This window comes from Metapseudomonas boanensis, assembly GCF_042232855.1.
Lineage (GTDB): Bacteria > Pseudomonadota > Gammaproteobacteria > Pseudomonadales > Pseudomonadaceae > Metapseudomonas > Metapseudomonas boanensis.
In genome coordinates this window covers 5,651,886-5,667,615 of sequence record NZ_CP113889.1, presented here as the reverse complement: position 1 = coordinate 5,667,615, position 15,730 = coordinate 5,651,886, and the positions used below count along the sequence as shown (strand labels likewise).

12 protein-coding genes are annotated in these 15,730 nt (G+C 62.2%); 7 read left to right on the top strand and 5 right to left on the bottom strand.

Translation table 11 applies throughout. From position 1 onward, the window contains the following. Nucleotides 1-288: 288 nt before the first annotated feature. The 5 genes from OXH74_RS26275 to OXH74_RS26255 all read right to left on the bottom strand — a co-directional run bounded on the left by OXH74_RS26275 (nucleotide 289) and on the right by OXH74_RS26255 (nucleotide 4,996). Nucleotides 289-1,215 (bottom strand): GGDEF domain-containing protein, encoded by a 927-nt coding sequence (locus OXH74_RS26275; RefSeq protein WP_215381500.1) that lies wholly within the window; start codon nucleotides 1,213-1,215, stop codon nucleotides 289-291. A 240-nt stretch (nucleotides 1,216-1,455) separates the two neighbouring features. After that, nucleotides 1,456-2,196, bottom strand: coding sequence for a YciK family oxidoreductase (locus tag OXH74_RS26270; protein WP_375739543.1), 741 nt, complete (start codon nucleotides 2,194-2,196; stop codon nucleotides 1,456-1,458). 80 nt (nucleotides 2,197-2,276) lie between these two features. Continuing rightward, nucleotides 2,277-2,945 (bottom strand): N-acetylmuramic acid 6-phosphate phosphatase MupP, encoded by a 669-nt coding sequence (gene mupP / locus OXH74_RS26265; protein ID WP_375739542.1) that lies wholly within the window; start codon nucleotides 2,943-2,945, stop codon nucleotides 2,277-2,279. A gap of 5 nt (nucleotides 2,946-2,950) precedes the next feature. After that, nucleotides 2,951-3,649: a bifunctional 2-polyprenyl-6-hydroxyphenol methylase/3-demethylubiquinol 3-O-methyltransferase UbiG gene (ubiG, locus tag OXH74_RS26260; protein ID WP_215381507.1), complete on the bottom strand. Its 699-nt coding sequence runs from the start codon at nucleotides 3,647-3,649 to the stop codon at nucleotides 2,951-2,953. Nucleotides 3,650-3,670: 21 nt separating this feature from the next. Continuing rightward, nucleotides 3,671-4,996 (bottom strand): TRZ/ATZ family hydrolase, encoded by a 1,326-nt coding sequence (locus OXH74_RS26255; protein ID WP_375739541.1) that lies wholly within the window; start codon nucleotides 4,994-4,996, stop codon nucleotides 3,671-3,673. Between the two features lie 112 nt (nucleotides 4,997-5,108). Between OXH74_RS26255 and mtnA the strand changes: the two genes are divergently transcribed. The 7 genes from mtnA (at nucleotide 5,109) to cmk (ending at nucleotide 15,584) form a co-directional block, all read left to right on the top strand. After that, nucleotides 5,109-6,185, top strand: a complete 1,077-nt coding sequence (gene mtnA / locus OXH74_RS26250) for an S-methyl-5-thioribose-1-phosphate isomerase (RefSeq protein ID WP_215381511.1) — start codon at nucleotides 5,109-5,111, stop codon at nucleotides 6,183-6,185. 220 nt (nucleotides 6,186-6,405) lie between these two features. Then, complete coding sequence (gene gyrA / locus OXH74_RS26245; protein ID WP_375739540.1) at nucleotides 6,406-9,183, top strand: DNA gyrase subunit A; 2,778 nt, start codon at nucleotides 6,406-6,408, stop codon at nucleotides 9,181-9,183. Between the two features lie 100 nt (nucleotides 9,184-9,283). After that, entirely contained in the window at nucleotides 9,284-10,369 is a 1,086-nt protein-coding gene (gene serC / locus OXH74_RS26240) for a 3-phosphoserine/phosphohydroxythreonine transaminase (RefSeq protein ID WP_375739539.1), read from the top strand. Beyond that, nucleotides 10,369-11,463: a prephenate dehydratase gene (gene pheA, locus OXH74_RS26235; protein WP_375739538.1), complete on the top strand. Its 1,095-nt coding sequence runs from the start codon at nucleotides 10,369-10,371 to the stop codon at nucleotides 11,461-11,463. Before serC ends, pheA begins: the two co-directional genes overlap by 1 nt. A gap of 89 nt (nucleotides 11,464-11,552) precedes the next feature. After that, entirely contained in the window at nucleotides 11,553-12,665 is a 1,113-nt protein-coding gene (gene hisC / locus OXH74_RS26230; RefSeq protein WP_375739537.1) for a histidinol-phosphate transaminase, read from the top strand. Beyond that, nucleotides 12,658-14,901, top strand: a complete 2,244-nt coding sequence (locus OXH74_RS26225; protein WP_375739536.1) for a bifunctional prephenate dehydrogenase/3-phosphoshikimate 1-carboxyvinyltransferase — start codon at nucleotides 12,658-12,660, stop codon at nucleotides 14,899-14,901. The genes hisC and OXH74_RS26225 overlap by 8 nt, the downstream gene beginning before the upstream one ends. Continuing rightward, nucleotides 14,898-15,584 (top strand): (d)CMP kinase, encoded by a 687-nt coding sequence (cmk, locus tag OXH74_RS26220; RefSeq protein WP_375739535.1) that lies wholly within the window; start codon nucleotides 14,898-14,900, stop codon nucleotides 15,582-15,584. The genes OXH74_RS26225 and cmk overlap by 4 nt, the downstream gene beginning before the upstream one ends. The last annotated feature ends 146 nt before the right edge of the window (nucleotides 15,585-15,730 follow it).

Sequence of the window (15,730 nt, the reverse complement as noted above, 5' to 3'; positions counted from 1 at the left end):
GCCCCGCTTCGGCGGGGCTTTTTTTGTGCGCCCGGCAGGGCGCGCTCGCTTGGAGGTGGAGTTCCCTGCACACCTTGCAAGGGGGCGGCGTGCATCCGGCGGCCGTGCGGTGAAGGATTGCACTCTTGCCTAGGGAGACCTCGCCTCATACCTGAACGGGCGGCCGTGTGACTCCGACCTACTTGATGGGGTTCTGGGGATTTGGTTGCTCAGTGGTACAGCAACCAGAGGGAGTGAAAACAATAAAGAAGCTTCTACGGGCTCTGCGCCCCAGAGGCGGGTGGCGGGTCAGCCCGCCATGGATAGCCGGTTGCGGCCTTCCCGCTTGGCCACATACAGTGCGTTGTCCGCCCGGCGCAGCAGGCTCTCCACCGACTCGGCCGGGAGCAACGTTGCGCACCCCAGGCTGATGGAAAGATCCAGCGGCCGGCCCTGGACCAGATACTGCAATTCCAGTATGCCCAGGCGTAGTCGCTCACCTACCATGGCAGCCGCTTCACGGCAGGTGCCGGAAAGCAGCACCAGGAATTCTTCGCCGCCGAACCGGAACACCATGTCGACATTGCGTAGTTTGCCCTTGAGGGTCGTTGCCACGGCCTTGAGCACTTCGTCGCCGGTGCTGTGGCCGTATTGGTCGTTGATGCGTTTGAAGTGGTCGATGTCCAGCATCAGGACCGACATTGGCTGAAGACTGCGTCGCGCTAGGTCGACCTCGCGCTGAAGCGTCTGCTCCATGGCGATGCGATTCCCGGTGTCGGTGAGGGGGTCGCGCAATGCGCTTTGCACCGCGGCTCGGTAGAGCAGAGCATTTCGCAAGGGAAAGAGCAGGCTGGAAAGCAGCGATTCCAGCTGGTTCAGCTCCTGTTCGTCGAAGCGCTGGTTGCGTCGGAATATCAGTTCGCCAAGGTATTCGCCTTCATTGCTTAGTCGGTACCCGGCTGAATGGCTGGCGAGAGTGCCAAACTCCAGGCGAACGTCGCTGCTCTGATGGAGGTAGGTGAGGGCATCCAGAGACACCAGACGCTGAACTTCAGTGAAGAACAGGTTTACGATGCGCTCGACGTCCAGGCTGGTCTGCAGTTGCAGGTTGAGCTGGCGATGCAATTCGGCCAGGCTGACCGGCTTGAGCTTCGGCTGTCGTTTGCCGGTGAAGCCCAGGCGCTGCAGTTTGGCGGCGTCGAAATCGATGGTGTTGGTCCGGTTGGGAGGAGCCATTCAGTTGAACCTCTGGCGCAGTAAGCGGCGACTACGGACTTAGAGCGATTTTCGTGCCAGTCGTTGATATCTATTGGAAAACCATTGAATTTCAAATGGTTACAATGTTCGCAGGGTGCCTTGAGGCAAGCCATTGCCGGGATACTGGCAAAAGCATGGCAATGTGATGCCGTTCACGGAATATGGCTGCCGGAATTCTGGCGGAGGTTGCGGCGGTCGAATGACCGCCGCGGAGGGCGGTCATTGCGCGTCGAAAGCCTGGCCGTTTACACCGGTGCTGTCTGGCCCCATGAGGTAAAGGTAGACAGGCATGATGTCGGCGGGTTCCGGATTGTTGTCAGGATTTTCTCCAGGGTATGCCTGGGCGCGCATGCTGGTGCGCGTGGCGCCCGGGTTGACGCTGTTTGCGCGGACATTCGCCACGCCGTCCACCTCATCGGCCAGCACCTGCATCAAGCCTTCGGTGGCGAACTTGGAGACGGCATAGGCGCCCCAATAGGCCCGGCCTTTGCGGCCAACGCCGCTGGAGGTAAAAACTACCGAGGCATCACTCGACAGTTTCAGCAGCGGTAGCAAGGTGCTTGTCAGCATGAACATGGCGTTGACGTTGACCTGCATGACGCGCATGAAGTTGTCGCCGGAGAGCTGCTCGATCGGCGTGCGCGGACCAAGGATCGAAGCATTGTGCAGCAGTCCGTCAATGTGGCCGAACTCGGCCTCCAGCGTTGCGGCCAATTCGTCGTACTGGTGCGGCTGGGCGGTTTCCAGGTTGAAGGGGATTACCGCTGGTTGCGGATGGCCGGCGGCTTCGATCTCGTCGTAGACGGCATTCAGGCTGGCTTCGGTCTTGCCCAGCAGCAGCACGGTGGCGCCATGGGCGGCGAAGGTCTTGGCGGCAGCAGCGCCGATGCCACGGCCAGCGCCGGTGATCAGGATGACCCGATCCTTGAGCAGGTCAGGGCGAGCGGAATATTGGAACATGGAAACTCCTTCGTGAAGCTTGAGGCTATACGCCTGGTTTCAGCTGTACCAGAAGCGTTCCGGCCTGAGCCGGCTGCTCATCAAGAGCAAAGCGCACAGTCGAGCAGCGTGCGCAGCTCGAGCGGATGGTCGACCACAACGTCGGCGCCCCACTGCGTCGGATTATCGTTTGGGTGGATATAGCCGTAACTCACGGCGGCAGTGCGCGTCCCTGCGGCGCGGCCGGATTCGATGTCACGCAGGTCGTCACCAACGAAAAGCACGCTGGCCGGGTCCAGGTTCAGCTGGCTACAGGCCAGTAGTAGCATTTCGGGGTCAGGCTTGCTGTTCTTCACGTGATCCGGGCAGATCAGCACGGCAGAGCGTTCGGCCAGGCCAAGCTGCTGCATGATGGGTTCGGCATAGCGCACCGGCTTGTTGGTCACCACGCCCCAGATCAGATTGGCCCGTTCGATGTCTTGCAGTAGCTCATCGATGCCCTCGAAGGGGCGGGTCAGGACGGCGCAGTGGCTTTGATAGCGCTCCAGGAACTCCAGGCGCAGCGTTTCGAACCCTTCAGCCTCGGGGTCGATGCTGAATGCTGTGGCGACCATGGCGCGCGCACCTCCGGAGACCTGATCACGGATCTGTTTTTCATCCTGCGGCGGCAGGCCGCGCTCCGCTCGCATGGCTTGGCAGATCGCGATGAAGTCCGGCGCAGAGTCCAGCAGGGTGCCGTCCATATCGAAAAGAACTGCTCTGAGTCGCATGCTGGTCACTCCTCGCGCAGGGTCTGGATCATGTAATTGACGTCGACGTCGGCTTCCAGTTTGTAGTGCTTGGTCAGCGGATTGTAGGTCAAGCCGATGATATCCTTGACCTGCAGGCCTGCGGCGCGGCTCCAGGCGCCCAGTTCAGAGGGGCGGATGAACTTCTTGAAGTCGTGGGTGCCACGCGGCAGCAGGCGCATGAGGTACTCGGCGCCGACGATGGCGAATAGGTAAGCCTTGGGATTGCGATTGATGGTCGAGAAGAAGACTTGCCCGCCGGGCTTGACCAAGGTGTAGCAGGCGCGGATGACCGAGGCGGGGTCGGGAACGTGCTCGAGCATTTCCATGCAGGTGACCACGTCGAACTGGCCGGGCATCTCGGCGGCCAGCCCTTCGGCTGTGATGCGTCGGTACTCCACTGGTACGCCGGATTCCAATTGGTGGAGCTGGGCGACGGCCAGTGGCGCTTCACCCATGTCGATGCCAGTGACGGTCGCGCCGCGCTGGGCCATGGACTCACTGAGGATGCCACCGCCGCAGCCGATGTCTGCCACCTTCTTGCCGGCCAGCTTGACCCGCTCATCGATCCAGTTGACACGCAGCGGGTTGATGTCGTGCAGAGGCTTGAACTCGCTCTCACGGTCCCACCAGCGGTGGGCGAGGGCCTCGAACTTGGCGATTTCGACGTGGTCGACGTTGGTCATGGGATTTCCTCAAGACAGAATTCAGCGGCCGGCAATGCGCTCGCCCCAGCTACGGGCGACGGCGCCAAGGCGTTGTTCATCCAGCCGGGTCAGACGGCCCTGGTCGAGCAGTTGCCTGCCATCGACCCACAGGTGCCGCACTGCATCGCGCCCGGTGGCATAGATCAGTTGGGAGACCGGCTCGTAGACCGGCTGCTGGGCGAGGCCCGACAGGTCGAAGGCGACCACGTCGGCGGCCTTGCCGACTTCCAGTGAGCCGGTGTCCTGGTCGAGTCCAAGCGCCCGTGCGCCATTCAGGGTGGCCATGCGCAATGCCCGGTGGGCATCCAGGGCGCTGGCGGAGTGGGCAACAGCCTTGGCCAGGAGTGCCGCAGTGCGGGTTTCGCCGAGCAGGTCCAGGTCGTTGTTGCTGGCGGCGCCGTCGGTGCCGATGGCGACATTGACCCCTGCCTGCCACAAGCGCTCCACGGGGCAGAAGCCGCTGGCCAGCTTGAGGTTCGACTCGGGGCAGTGGATCACGTTGGTGTTGCTGGCAACCAGCAGGGCGAGGTCTTCATCGCTCACCTGGGTCATGTGGACGGCCTGAAAACGCGGCCCCAGCAGGCCAAGGCGGGCCAGCCGCGCCATCGGGCGTTCGCCACGCTGTTCGAGGCTCTGCTGCACTTCGAACGCGGTTTCCTGAACGTGCATGTGAATGCTTGCGTCCAGCTCCTCAGCCAGGACGCGGATGTTCTCGAGCTTGTCGTCGCTGACGCTGTAGGGTGCATGGGGGCCAAAGGCCACTTTGATCCGCGGGTGGTGCTTGAGGTCGCTGAACAGCTCCACGCCTCGGCGGATTGCCTCGGCCGCATCGCTGGCGCCGGGAATCGGGAAATCCAGCACAGGAATGGCCAGTTGGGCCTTGATTCCAGTGCCATGGATGACCTCACTGGCTTGCGAGGGGTAGAAGTACATATCCGAGAAACAGCTGATGCCGCTCTTGAGCTGCTCGGCTACCGCCAGTTCCGTCCCGTCGCGGACGAACGTTTCGTCGACCCACTTGGCTTCTGCTGGCCAGATGTGCTCCTGTAGCCAGGTCATCAGTGGCAGGTCGTCGGCCAGTCCTCTGAACAGGGTCATGGCGGCGTGGCCGTGGGCATTGATGAGTCCAGGGGTCAGCACCATGCCGGGAAGTTCGCGGCACTCGTGGGCCGGATGGCGAAGGGCTTGCTCGCGTGGCGCCAGCAGTGCGATGCGGCCGTCGCGGATGCCCAGGCCGTGATCCCGAAGTACCACGCCGGCGGGTTCTACCGGGACAATCCAGGTCGGGAGCAGAAGCAGGTCGAGCGGGGCATTGGCAGTGGGCATGGAGGCGCATCCTGGGCGCAAAATAGGGTGGCGGCAGTATACCCGAGCCAGACACGGTCCGGCTCGCTATAATCTGCGGTTTTTCCGCGAGTTACGGGTGGTGAGGTGGGTGATGCGTGAACAACTGTTAGCAGCCGAGAAGGTCAAGGCGATCGATTGGCGAGACGGATCCCTTCATCTGCTCGATCAGCGCCTGTTGCCCGCCGAGGAAATCTGGCTCGCCTATGACTCGGCAGAAGGGGTTGCCAGCGCCATCCGTCAGATGGTCGTGCGCGGCGCTCCGGCCATCGGCATCAGCGCCGCTTACGGCGTGGTTCTGGGCGCGCGTGCCCGTCTGGCTGCCGGGGGGGACTGGCGTGAGGCGCTGGAGGCGGATTTCAGTATTCTGGCAGCGTCGCGACCGACTGCCGTCAATCTGTTCTGGGCACTGAATCGCATGCGTGAGCGGCTGGGACGTCTCAAGCCGGGTGAGGCGCCGCTGCAGGCGCTGGAGGCCGAGGCGATTTCCATCCACCTCAGCGATCGGGAGGCCAACCTGACCATGGCTCAACTCGGCATGGAGCTGATTCGCAAGCATCAGGGGAGTCCGCAGGCCTTACTGACTCACTGCAATACCGGTGCTTTAGCGACCGGTGGCTTCGGTACGGCGCTTGGTGTGATCCGCGCAGCTCATCTGGATGGGTTGGTGGAGCGAGTTTATGCCGACGAAACCCGACCCTGGCTCCAGGGGGCGCGGCTCACCGCTTGGGAACTGGCCAATGAAGGTGTTCCGGTCAGCTTGAATGCCGATGCTGCGGCCGCGCACCTGATGAAGACGGCGGGCATCACCTGGGTCATCGTCGGCGCCGATCGCATTACCGCCAATGGCGATGTCGCGAACAAGATCGGTACCTACCAGTTGGCCGTCAATGCCATGCACCACGGCGTCCGCTTCATGGTCGTCGCGCCCAGTTCCACCATCGATATGTCCCTGGAAAGCGGCGACGACATTCCGATCGAGGAGCGTGACGGTGCCGAGCTGCTGGATCTGGGGGGGCGTCGCGTGGCCGCTGATGTCCATGCGGTCAATCCGGTCTTCGACGTGACTCCTGCTGATTTAATTGATGCAATTGTGACCGAGCGTGGCGTGGTGGAGCGTCCGGATGCAGCCAAGATGGCCCAGCTGATGTGCCGCAAGCGCCTGCATTGAGCTATTGGTCGGCAGGTAGCGGGGTAGGTGCGAGGCGGTGACTGTGGTAAGCTCCGGCAGTTATCGAGGCTGCCCTGAAGAGGCGGTCGAATTGCACAGATCCTTGGCTTAACTCGTTGATTTGTCGTGAGTCGTTGTGGTTTCAAGCCACAGCGACGAGCTTCGCGCCGCTCAGGACGAGTGGGGCGGAGCTTCACCAGAAAAAGGAACCAGGCTTCTCATGGGCGAACTGGCCAAAGAAATCCTCCCGGTCAATATCGAAGACGAGCTGAAACAGTCCTATCTCGACTACGCGATGAGCGTCATCGTCGGGCGCGCCTTGCCGGACGCGCGCGACGGCCTGAAGCCGGTACACCGTCGCGTTCTCTACGCGATGAGCGAACTGGGCAACGATTGGAACAAGCCGTACAAGAAATCCGCCCGTGTGGTCGGTGACGTCATCGGTAAGTACCACCCCCACGGCGACACCGCCGTCTACGACACCATCGTGCGCATGGCTCAGCCCTTCTCGCTGCGCTACATGCTAGTCGATGGTCAGGGCAACTTCGGTTCGGTGGACGGCGACAACGCCGCGGCCATGCGATACACCGAAGTCCGCATGTCCAAGCTGGCCCACGAACTGCTGGCCGACCTGGAGAAGGAAACCGTGGACTGGGTGCCGAACTATGACGGCACCGAACAGATCCCGGCGGTCATGCCGACCAAGATCCCCAACCTGTTGGTCAACGGTTCCAGCGGTATCGCCGTTGGCATGGCGACCAACATCCCGCCGCACAACCTGAGCGAAGTCATCGACGGTTGCCTGGCGCTGATGGATAACCCGGAGCTCACGGTCGATGAACTGATGCGCTACATCCCGGGACCGGACTTCCCAACCGCCGGTATCATCAATGGTCGCGCGGGCATCATCGAGGCCTATCGCACCGGCCGTGGCCGTATCTACATCCGCGCGCGCGCCGAAATCGAAGATATCGACAAGGTCGGCGGTCGCCAGCAGATCGTCATTACCGAGCTGCCTTACCAGTTGAACAAGGCACGGTTGATCGAGAAGATCGCCGAGTTGGTGAAGGAGAAGAAGCTCGAAGGCATCACTGAGCTGCGCGACGAGTCCGATAAGGACGGCATGCGCGTGGTCATCGAATTGCGCCGCGGCGAGGTGCCCGAGGTCATCCTCAACAACCTCTACGCCCAGACGCAGTTGCAGAGCGTATTCGGCATCAACGTCGTGGCCTTGGTCGATGGCCAGCCGCGCACGATGAACTTGAAAGACATGCTCGAAGTGTTCGTCCGTCACCGTCGCGAAGTGGTGACCCGTCGGACCGTATTCGAGCTGCGCAAAGCCCGTGAGCGCGGCCACATCCTCGAAGGCCAGGCGGTCGCTCTGTCGAACATCGACCCGGTGATCGAGCTGATCAAGGCTTCGCCGACCCCGGCCGAGGCCAAGGAGCGTCTGATCGCGACTCCCTGGGAGTCCAGTGCGGTCGAGGCGATGGTCGAGCGCGCTGGTGCGGACGCGTGCCGCCCGGACGACCTCGATCCGCAATACGGTCTGCGCGAAGGCAAGTATTACCTGTCGCCGGAACAGGCCCAGGCCATCCTCGAACTGCGTCTGCACCGCCTGACTGGCCTCGAGCACGAGAAGCTGCTGTCCGAATACCAGGAAATCCTGACTCTGATCGGCGAGCTGATCCGTATCCTGACCAATCCTGAGCGGCTGATGGAAGTCATTCGCGAGGAGCTGGAAAAGGTCAAGGCAGAGTTCGGTGACGCCCGTCGTACCGAGATCGTCGCGTCCCAGGTCGACCTGACCATCGCGGACCTGATCACCGAAGAAGAGCGCGTGGTGACCATTTCCCACGGTGGCTATGCCAAGAGCCAACCGTTGGCCGCCTACCAGGCCCAGCGTCGTGGCGGTAAGGGCAAGTCGGCCACCGGCGTGAAAGACGAGGACTACATCGAACACCTGTTGGTTGCCAACAGCCACGCGACCCTGCTGCTGTTCTCGAGCAAAGGCAAGGTCTACTGGCTGCGTACCTTCGAGATTCCCGAAGCCTCGCGTACTGCGCGCGGCCGCCCGCTGGTGAACCTGCTGCCGCTGGATGAAGGCGAGCGCATTACCGCAATGCTCCAGATTGACCTGGAAGCCCTGCAGCAGAGCGCAGGTGCCGACGAGGAGCTGGACGAGGGCGAAGGCGTGGTGATCGAAGGTGAAGTAGTCGAGGCCGAGAACGGTGACGAAAGCGACGCCGAGGTCTCTGACGACGAGCAGGACGAGCCGACCGGGGCCTACATCTTCATGGCCACTGCCTTCGGTACTGTGAAGAAAACCCCGCTGGTGCAATTCAGCCGCCCGCGTAGCAGCGGCCTGATCGCCCTGAAGCTGGAAGAGGGTGACACCCTGATTGCCGCCGCCATCACTGACGGCGCCAAGGAAGTGATGCTGTTCTCCGATGGCGGCAAGGTCATCCGCTTCAAGGAGAAGCACGTGCGTACCATGAGTCGTATCGCTCGTGGTGTCCGCGGCATGCGCCTGCCGGAAGGCCAGCGCCTGATCTCCATGCTGATTCCGGAATCGGGCGCGCAGATCCTTTCTGCCTCCGAGCGTGGTTATGGCAAGCGCACTCCGCTGGAAGACTATCCGCGTCGTGGTCGTGGCGGCCAGGGCGTAATCGCGATGGTCACCAACGAACGCAATGGCAAGCTGGTCGGCGCAGTCCAGGTGCAGGACGGCGAGGAGATCATGCTGATCTCCGACCAGGGCACCCTCGTGCGTACCCGTGTCGACGAAGTCTCCAGTTCCAGTCGCAACACCCAGGGCGTTACCCTGATCAAGCTGGCCAAGGATGAGACCCTTGTTGGTCTTGAGCGCGTGCAGGAGCCATCCGACGACGGCGAAGCTGATGAGCTGGAAGGCGAAGAGCAGGGTATGGATGTTGCGGATGAGGTCGTCGTGGACGAAGTCCAGCTTGACGATGCAGGGCCTGCCAGCGAAGAGTAAGCGTGAACTGAATGGGCAGGCCGGCGCCGGCCTGTCCATTCGGTTGGAATAATCGGCGGACGGGCGATGGCGTCCTCCGCGCTACCTAGTGAGAGTGGATGTGAGCAAGCGAGCCTTTAACTTCTGCGCCGGCCCGGCCGCGCTTCCGGAAGCTGTTCTGCAACGCGCCCAGGCGGAACTACTCGACTGGCAGGGCAAGGGCCTGTCGGTGATGGAGATGAGCCACCGCAGCGACGAGTATGTCGCTATTGCAGAAAAGGCCGAGCAGGACCTGCGCGATCTGCTTGCCATCCCCTCCAACTACAAGGTGCTGTTCCTTCAGGGCGGCGCCAGCCAGCAATTTGCCGAGATTCCCCTGAACCTGTTGCCTGAAGACGGCGTAGCTGACTACGTCGAAACCGGCATCTGGTCGAAGAAGAGCCTCGAGGAGGCCCGTCGCTTTGGCAACATCAACGTTGCTGCCAGCGCCAAGGCCTATGACTACTTCGCCATCCCTGGCCAGAACGAGTGGGCGCTGAGCAAGAACGCCGCGTACCTGCACTATGCCTCCAACGAGACCATTGGTGGTCTGCAGTTCGACTGGGTTCCCGAGGTGGGTGATGTCCCGCTGGTGGTGGACATGTCTTCCGACATCCTGTCGCGTCCGCTGGATGTTTCCCGTTTCGGCCTGATCTACGCCGGTGCTCAGAAGAATATCGGCCCGAGCGGGCTGGTGGTGGTCATCGTTCGCGAAGACTTGCTGGGACGTGCACGTTCCATCTGCCCGACAATGCTCAACTACAAGATTGCGGCGGATAATGGCTCGATGTACAACACGCCGGCCACCTTCTCCTGGTACCTCTCCGGCCTCGTATTCGAGTGGCTGAAAAAGCAGGGCGGCGTCGAGGCCATGGAGAAGCTCAACAAGGCGAAAAAGGACCTGCTCTACGGCTACATCGACAAGAGCGATTTCTACACCAACCCCATAGCCTCCAATGCCCGTTCCTGGATGAACGTGCCGTTCCGCCTTGCGGACGAGCGCCTGGACAAGGCATTCCTCGAAGGCGCCGACGCGCGCGGGCTGCTGAACCTCAAAGGCCACCGCTCGGTGGGCGGCATGCGCGCCTCCATCTATAACGCCGTCGGTCTTGATGCTGTCGAGGCGCTGGTGGCCTTCATGACGGAGTTCGAGAAGGAGCACGGCTGATGTCCGAACAAGAACTGAAGGCCCTGCGCCTGCGCATCGACAGTCTCGACGAGAAGATTCTCGAGCTGATCAGCGAACGTGCCCGCTGCGCACAGGACGTGGCCCGCGTGAAGATGCTGTCGCTGCCGGCAGGCGAGAAGCCGGTCTTCTACCGCCCCGAGCGTGAGGCCTGGGTCCTCAAGCACATCATGGAGCGTAACCAGGGTCCGCTGGACAACGAGGAGATGGCGCGGCTGTTTCGCGAGATCATGTCTTCGTGCCTGGCGCTGGAGCAGCCACTCAAAGTCGCTTATCTCGGTCCGGAAGGAACCTTCTCCCAGGCGGCAGCGATGAAGCATTTCGGCCATGCCGTCATTAGCGTGCCGATGGCCGCCATCGACGAAGTATTCCGTGAAGTGGCCGCGGGCGCAGTCAATTTCGGCGTGGTCCCCGTGGAGAACTCCACCGAGGGCGCCATAAACCACACGCTGGATAGCTTCCTTGAGCATGACATGGTGATCTGTGGCGAGGTCGAGCTGCGAATCCACCATCATCTGCTGGTGGGCGATACCACCAAGACCGACCGCATCACCCGTATCTATTCGCACGCCCAGTCGCTTGCGCAGTGCCGTAAGTGGTTGGACGCGCACTACCCGAACGTCGAGCGTGTTGCGGTTTCCAGCAATGCCGATGCGGCCAAGCGGGTCAAGAGCGAGTGGAACTCGGCGGCGATCGCTGGCGACATGGCCGCCAATCTCTATGGTCTGACCAAGCTGTGCGAGAAGATCGAGGACCGGCCGGATAACTCCACGCGCTTCCTCATAATCGGTAGCCAGGAAGTGCCGCCGACGGGCGACGACAAGACTTCCATCATCGTCTCCATGCGCAACAAACCTGGTGCGCTGCACGAGTTGCTGGTGCCCTTTCACAACAATGGCATCGACCTGACCCGTATCGAGACCCGTCCGTCGCGCAGTGGCAAGTGGACCTACGTGTTCTTCATCGACTTTGTCGGCCATCACCGTGATCCGCTGATCAAGGATGTGCTGGAGAAGATCAACCAGGAAGCCGTGGCCCTGAAGGTGCTGGGTTCCTATCCGAAGGCCGTACTTTAACGACAGCGACAAGCTGCGAGCGACAGGCTGCAAGCGTATCGACGCCTGGCTTCGCTTGCGGCTTGCAGCTTCAAGCTTGAGGCTTTGTTATGAGCTGTGATTTCCTCGCCCTGGCCCAGCCGGGCGTGCAGAAGCTTTCGCCCTACGTGCCCGGCAAGCCGGTGGATGAATTGGCTCGCGAGCTGGACCTGGATCCTGCCAGCATCGTCAAGCTGGCCAGCAACGAAAATCCTCTGGGCCCGAGCTCCAAGGCACTAGAGGCAATCCGTAACGAGCTCGCCGAGTTGACCCGTTACCCCGATGGCAATGGCTTCGAGCTCAAGCGTCGTCTGGCTGATCGCTGCGGTGTTACTCCTACTCAGGTGACCCTCGGCAACGGCTCCAACGATATTCTTGATCTGGTCGCACGCGCCTACTTGGCGCCGGGCCTGAATGCCGTGTTCAGCGAATATGCGTTCGCCGTTTACCCAATCGCCACCCAGGCCGTCGGTGCGCAGGGCAAAGTCGTTCCGGCGAGGGACTGGGGCCATGACTTGCCGGCGATGCTGGCAGCCATCGATGCCAACACCCGCGTTGTCTTCATCGCCAACCCGAATAACCCCACTGGAACCTGGTTTGGTCCCGCGGCGTTGGGGGACTTCCTTGCCCGCGTTCCGGAAAACGTTCTGGTTGTCCTGGATGAGGCCTACATTGAGTACGCCGAAGGCGATGATCTGCCCGATGGCCTTCGGTACCTGGCCCGTTACCCGAATCTGCTAGTGTCGCGCACCTTCTCCAAGGCCTACGGCCTGGCTGCGCTGCGCGTTGGTTATGGCATCTCGACGGCTCAAGTGGCGGATGTGCTGAACCGGGTGCGCCAGCCGTTCAACGTCAACAGTCTGGCCCTGGCTGCTGCCTGCGCGGCGTTGGACGATGCCGACTACCTGGTGGAGAGTCGTCGTATCAACGACGCCGGCATGGCACAGCTGGAAGAGGGCTTCCGCGCGCTGGGCCTGAGCTGGATTCCGTCCAGGGGCAATTTCATCGCTGTCGACTTCGGTCGCGATGCTGCACCGATCAACCAAGCCATGCTGCGCGAAGGCGTGATCCTGCGTCCAGTGGCCGGCTACGGTATGCCGAACTTCCTGCGCGTCTCCATTGGTCTGCAGGCTGAGAACGCGCGCTGCCTGGCAGCGCTGGCCAAGGTGCTTGACCGTGCCTGATGTCATCTCGGCGCAACAAGGTGCACCTATCTTCGGGCGTCTGGTCGTAATCGGGCTGGGTCTGATCGGCGGCTCCTTTGCGAAGGGGCTGCGCGAGAAGCGTCTATTTGCCGAAGTGGTTGGGGTCGACAAGGACCAGGAGTCCTGCCGCATCGCCGTCGAGACTGGGGTGGTCGACCGTTGCGAAAGTGACCTTGCCGCAGCCTGTCGAGGTGCCAGTGTGATCCAGTTGGCCGTGCCAATCCTGGCCATGGAGAAGCTCCTGGTCGAGCTGGCTCAATTGGACCTGGGCGAGGCGGTATTAACCGACGTCGGCAGTGCCAAAGGTAATGTGGTGCGGACGGCGCGGTGGGTCTTCGATGGTATGCCTCCCCGTTTCGTGCCTGGCCATCCGATCGCTGGCTCGGAGAAGAGCGGAGTGGAGGCGGCCAACGCCAGCCTGTTCCGTCGCCATAAAGTGATCCTCACGCCGTTGGAGAACACCGAGAAGGCTGCTCTGGACCTCGTCGACCTGCTCTGGCGTGAGCTCGGCGCCGATGTGGAGCACATGGAGGTCGAGCATCACGACGAGGTGCTTGCCGCGACCAGCCATTTGCCGCACTTGCTGGCATTCGGCCTGGTCGACTCGCTGGCCAAGCGCAGCGAGAACCTGGAGATTTTTCGCTACGCTGCGGGCGGTTTCCGCGACTTCACGCGGATCGCCGGCAGCGACCCGGTGATGTGGCACGACATCTTCCTCGCCAACCGCGAGGCGGTGCTGCGCATCCTGGACGATTTTCGCGCTGACCTCGACGCCCTGCGCGGCGCGGTCGACGCTGGGGATGGGCATGAATTACTGGGCGTGTTCACGCGCGCCCGCTTCGCCCGCGAGCATTTCAGCAAAATCCTGGCCCGACGGGCCTATGTGGACGCCATGCACAACAATGACCTGATTTACCTGGCCCAGCCGGGTGGCCGACTCTCCGGGCGCATTCGCGTGCCGGGCGACAAATCCATTTCCCACCGTTCGATCATGCTCGGCTCGCTGGCTGAGGGCACTACCGAGGTCGAGGGCTTCCTCGAGGGTGAGGATGCCCTGGCGACCCTACAGGCTTTCCGCGACATGGGTGTGGTTATCGAGGGGCCACACCACGGTCGCGTGACCATCCACGGTGTGGGCTTGGGCGGCCTGAAGCCTCCGCCCGGTCCGCTGTACCTGGGGAACTCCGGTACTTCCATGCGCCTGCTCAGTGGCCTGCTCGCCGCGCAGTCGTTCGACACCACCCTGACCGGAGACGCGTCCCTCTCCAAGCGCCCGATGAACCGTGTGGCCAAGCCGCTGCGCGAGATGGGGGCGGTGATCGAGACTGGTCCCGAAGGCCGTCCGCCGCTGACCATCCGCGGTGGCCAGTGTCTCACTGGTATGAGCTACGAAATGCCCATGGCCAGCGCCCAGGTCAAATCCTGCCTGCTGCTGGCGGGCCTCTACGCGGCTGGCAAAACCTCCGTGAGCGAACCGGCGCCAACCCGCGACCATACCGAGCGAATGCTGCAGGGGTTCGGCTACCCGGTAAATGTCGACGGCAACACCGCCACGGTCGAAAGTGGCCATAAGCTCAGCGCCACGCATATCGAAGTTCCGGCTGATATTTCCTCGGCGGCCTTCTTCCTGGTGGCGGCAAGCATTGCCGAGGGCTCTGAACTGGTGCTGGAGCATGTTGGTATCAACCCGACCCGTACCGGGGTGATCGATATCCTGCGCCTGATGGGCGGGGATATCACCCTGGAAAACCAGCGTGAAGTCGGAGGCGAGCCAGTAGCGGATATCCGCGTTCGTGCAGCCAAGCTGAAAGGCATCGACATTCCTGAAGACCTGGTTCCGCTGGCCATCGACGAGTTCCCCGTGCTCTTCGTCGCTGCGGCCTGCGCCGAAGGCAGCACTGTGCTGCGTGGTGCCGAGGAGCTGCGGGTAAAGGAATCCGACCGCATCCAGGTCATGGCCGACGGCTTGCAAACCCTGGGGGTCAAGGCCGAACCGACCCCGGACGGCATCGTAATCGAGGGCGGCCCGATGGGTGGTGGCGAAGTCTGGAGCCACGGCGATCACCGTATCGCGATGTCGTTCAGCGTCGCATCCCTGCGTGCCAGCGCGCCTATCCGTATTCATGACTGCGCCAACGTCGCTACCTCCTTCCCGAACTTCCTCGGGTTGGCTGGCCAGACCGGTATACGCGTATCTGAAGAGGGTAAGCCATGAGCAACAATGTGCCCGTGATCGCCATTGACGGACCCAGCGGTTCGGGCAAGGGCACAGTTGCGGGCCTCCTGGCGAAGCGACTGGGCTGGCATCTGCTCGACTCCGGGGCGCTGTATCGGCTGCTGGCATTCGCAGCGCGCAACCATGGCGTCGACCTGACGAACGAGGAGTCGCTCAAGGTGCTGGCGGCGCACCTGGATGTGCAGTTCAGCGCCAAAGTTGGCGGTGGCCAGCGCATCGTGCTGGAGGGTGAGGATGTCACCGACATCATTCGCTCCGAGCAGGTAGGTGCCGGTGCTTCTCAGGTGGCCGCTCTACCTGCCGTTCGGGAGGCATTGCTGCAGCGCCAACGCGCCTTCCTCGAGGCGCCTGGGCTGGTGGCTGATGGCCGTGACATGGGGACCGTGGTCTTTCCTGAGGCCCAGCTGAAGATATTTCTCACTGCCAGCGCCGAAGAGCGTGCCCGTCGTCGCTATTTGCAACTGAAAGGCAAGGGTATGGAGGCGGATCAGGCCTCGCTGCTGGAGGAAATCCAGGAGCGTGACGAGCGTGATAGCCAGCGTTCGGTAGCTCCGCTCAAGCCGGCTCCCGATGCTGTCATCCTCGATTCGACCCATCTCAGCATCGACGAGGTTCAGGACAAGATCCTGGAAGCCTTCGCTGCTCTCGGCCTGGACGACTGACCCGTCAGCGCCGCAGGCGTCTTCACCTGGAGTTCGGGGGTCGTTTTCCTATCATGCCTTTCTTCCGGGCGTCCTGATGGGGCGCTTGGAGGAAGCATTTATCCCTACAAAAACAGCCTCTCCAGCCTAGGGCCCAGGACGAAGAA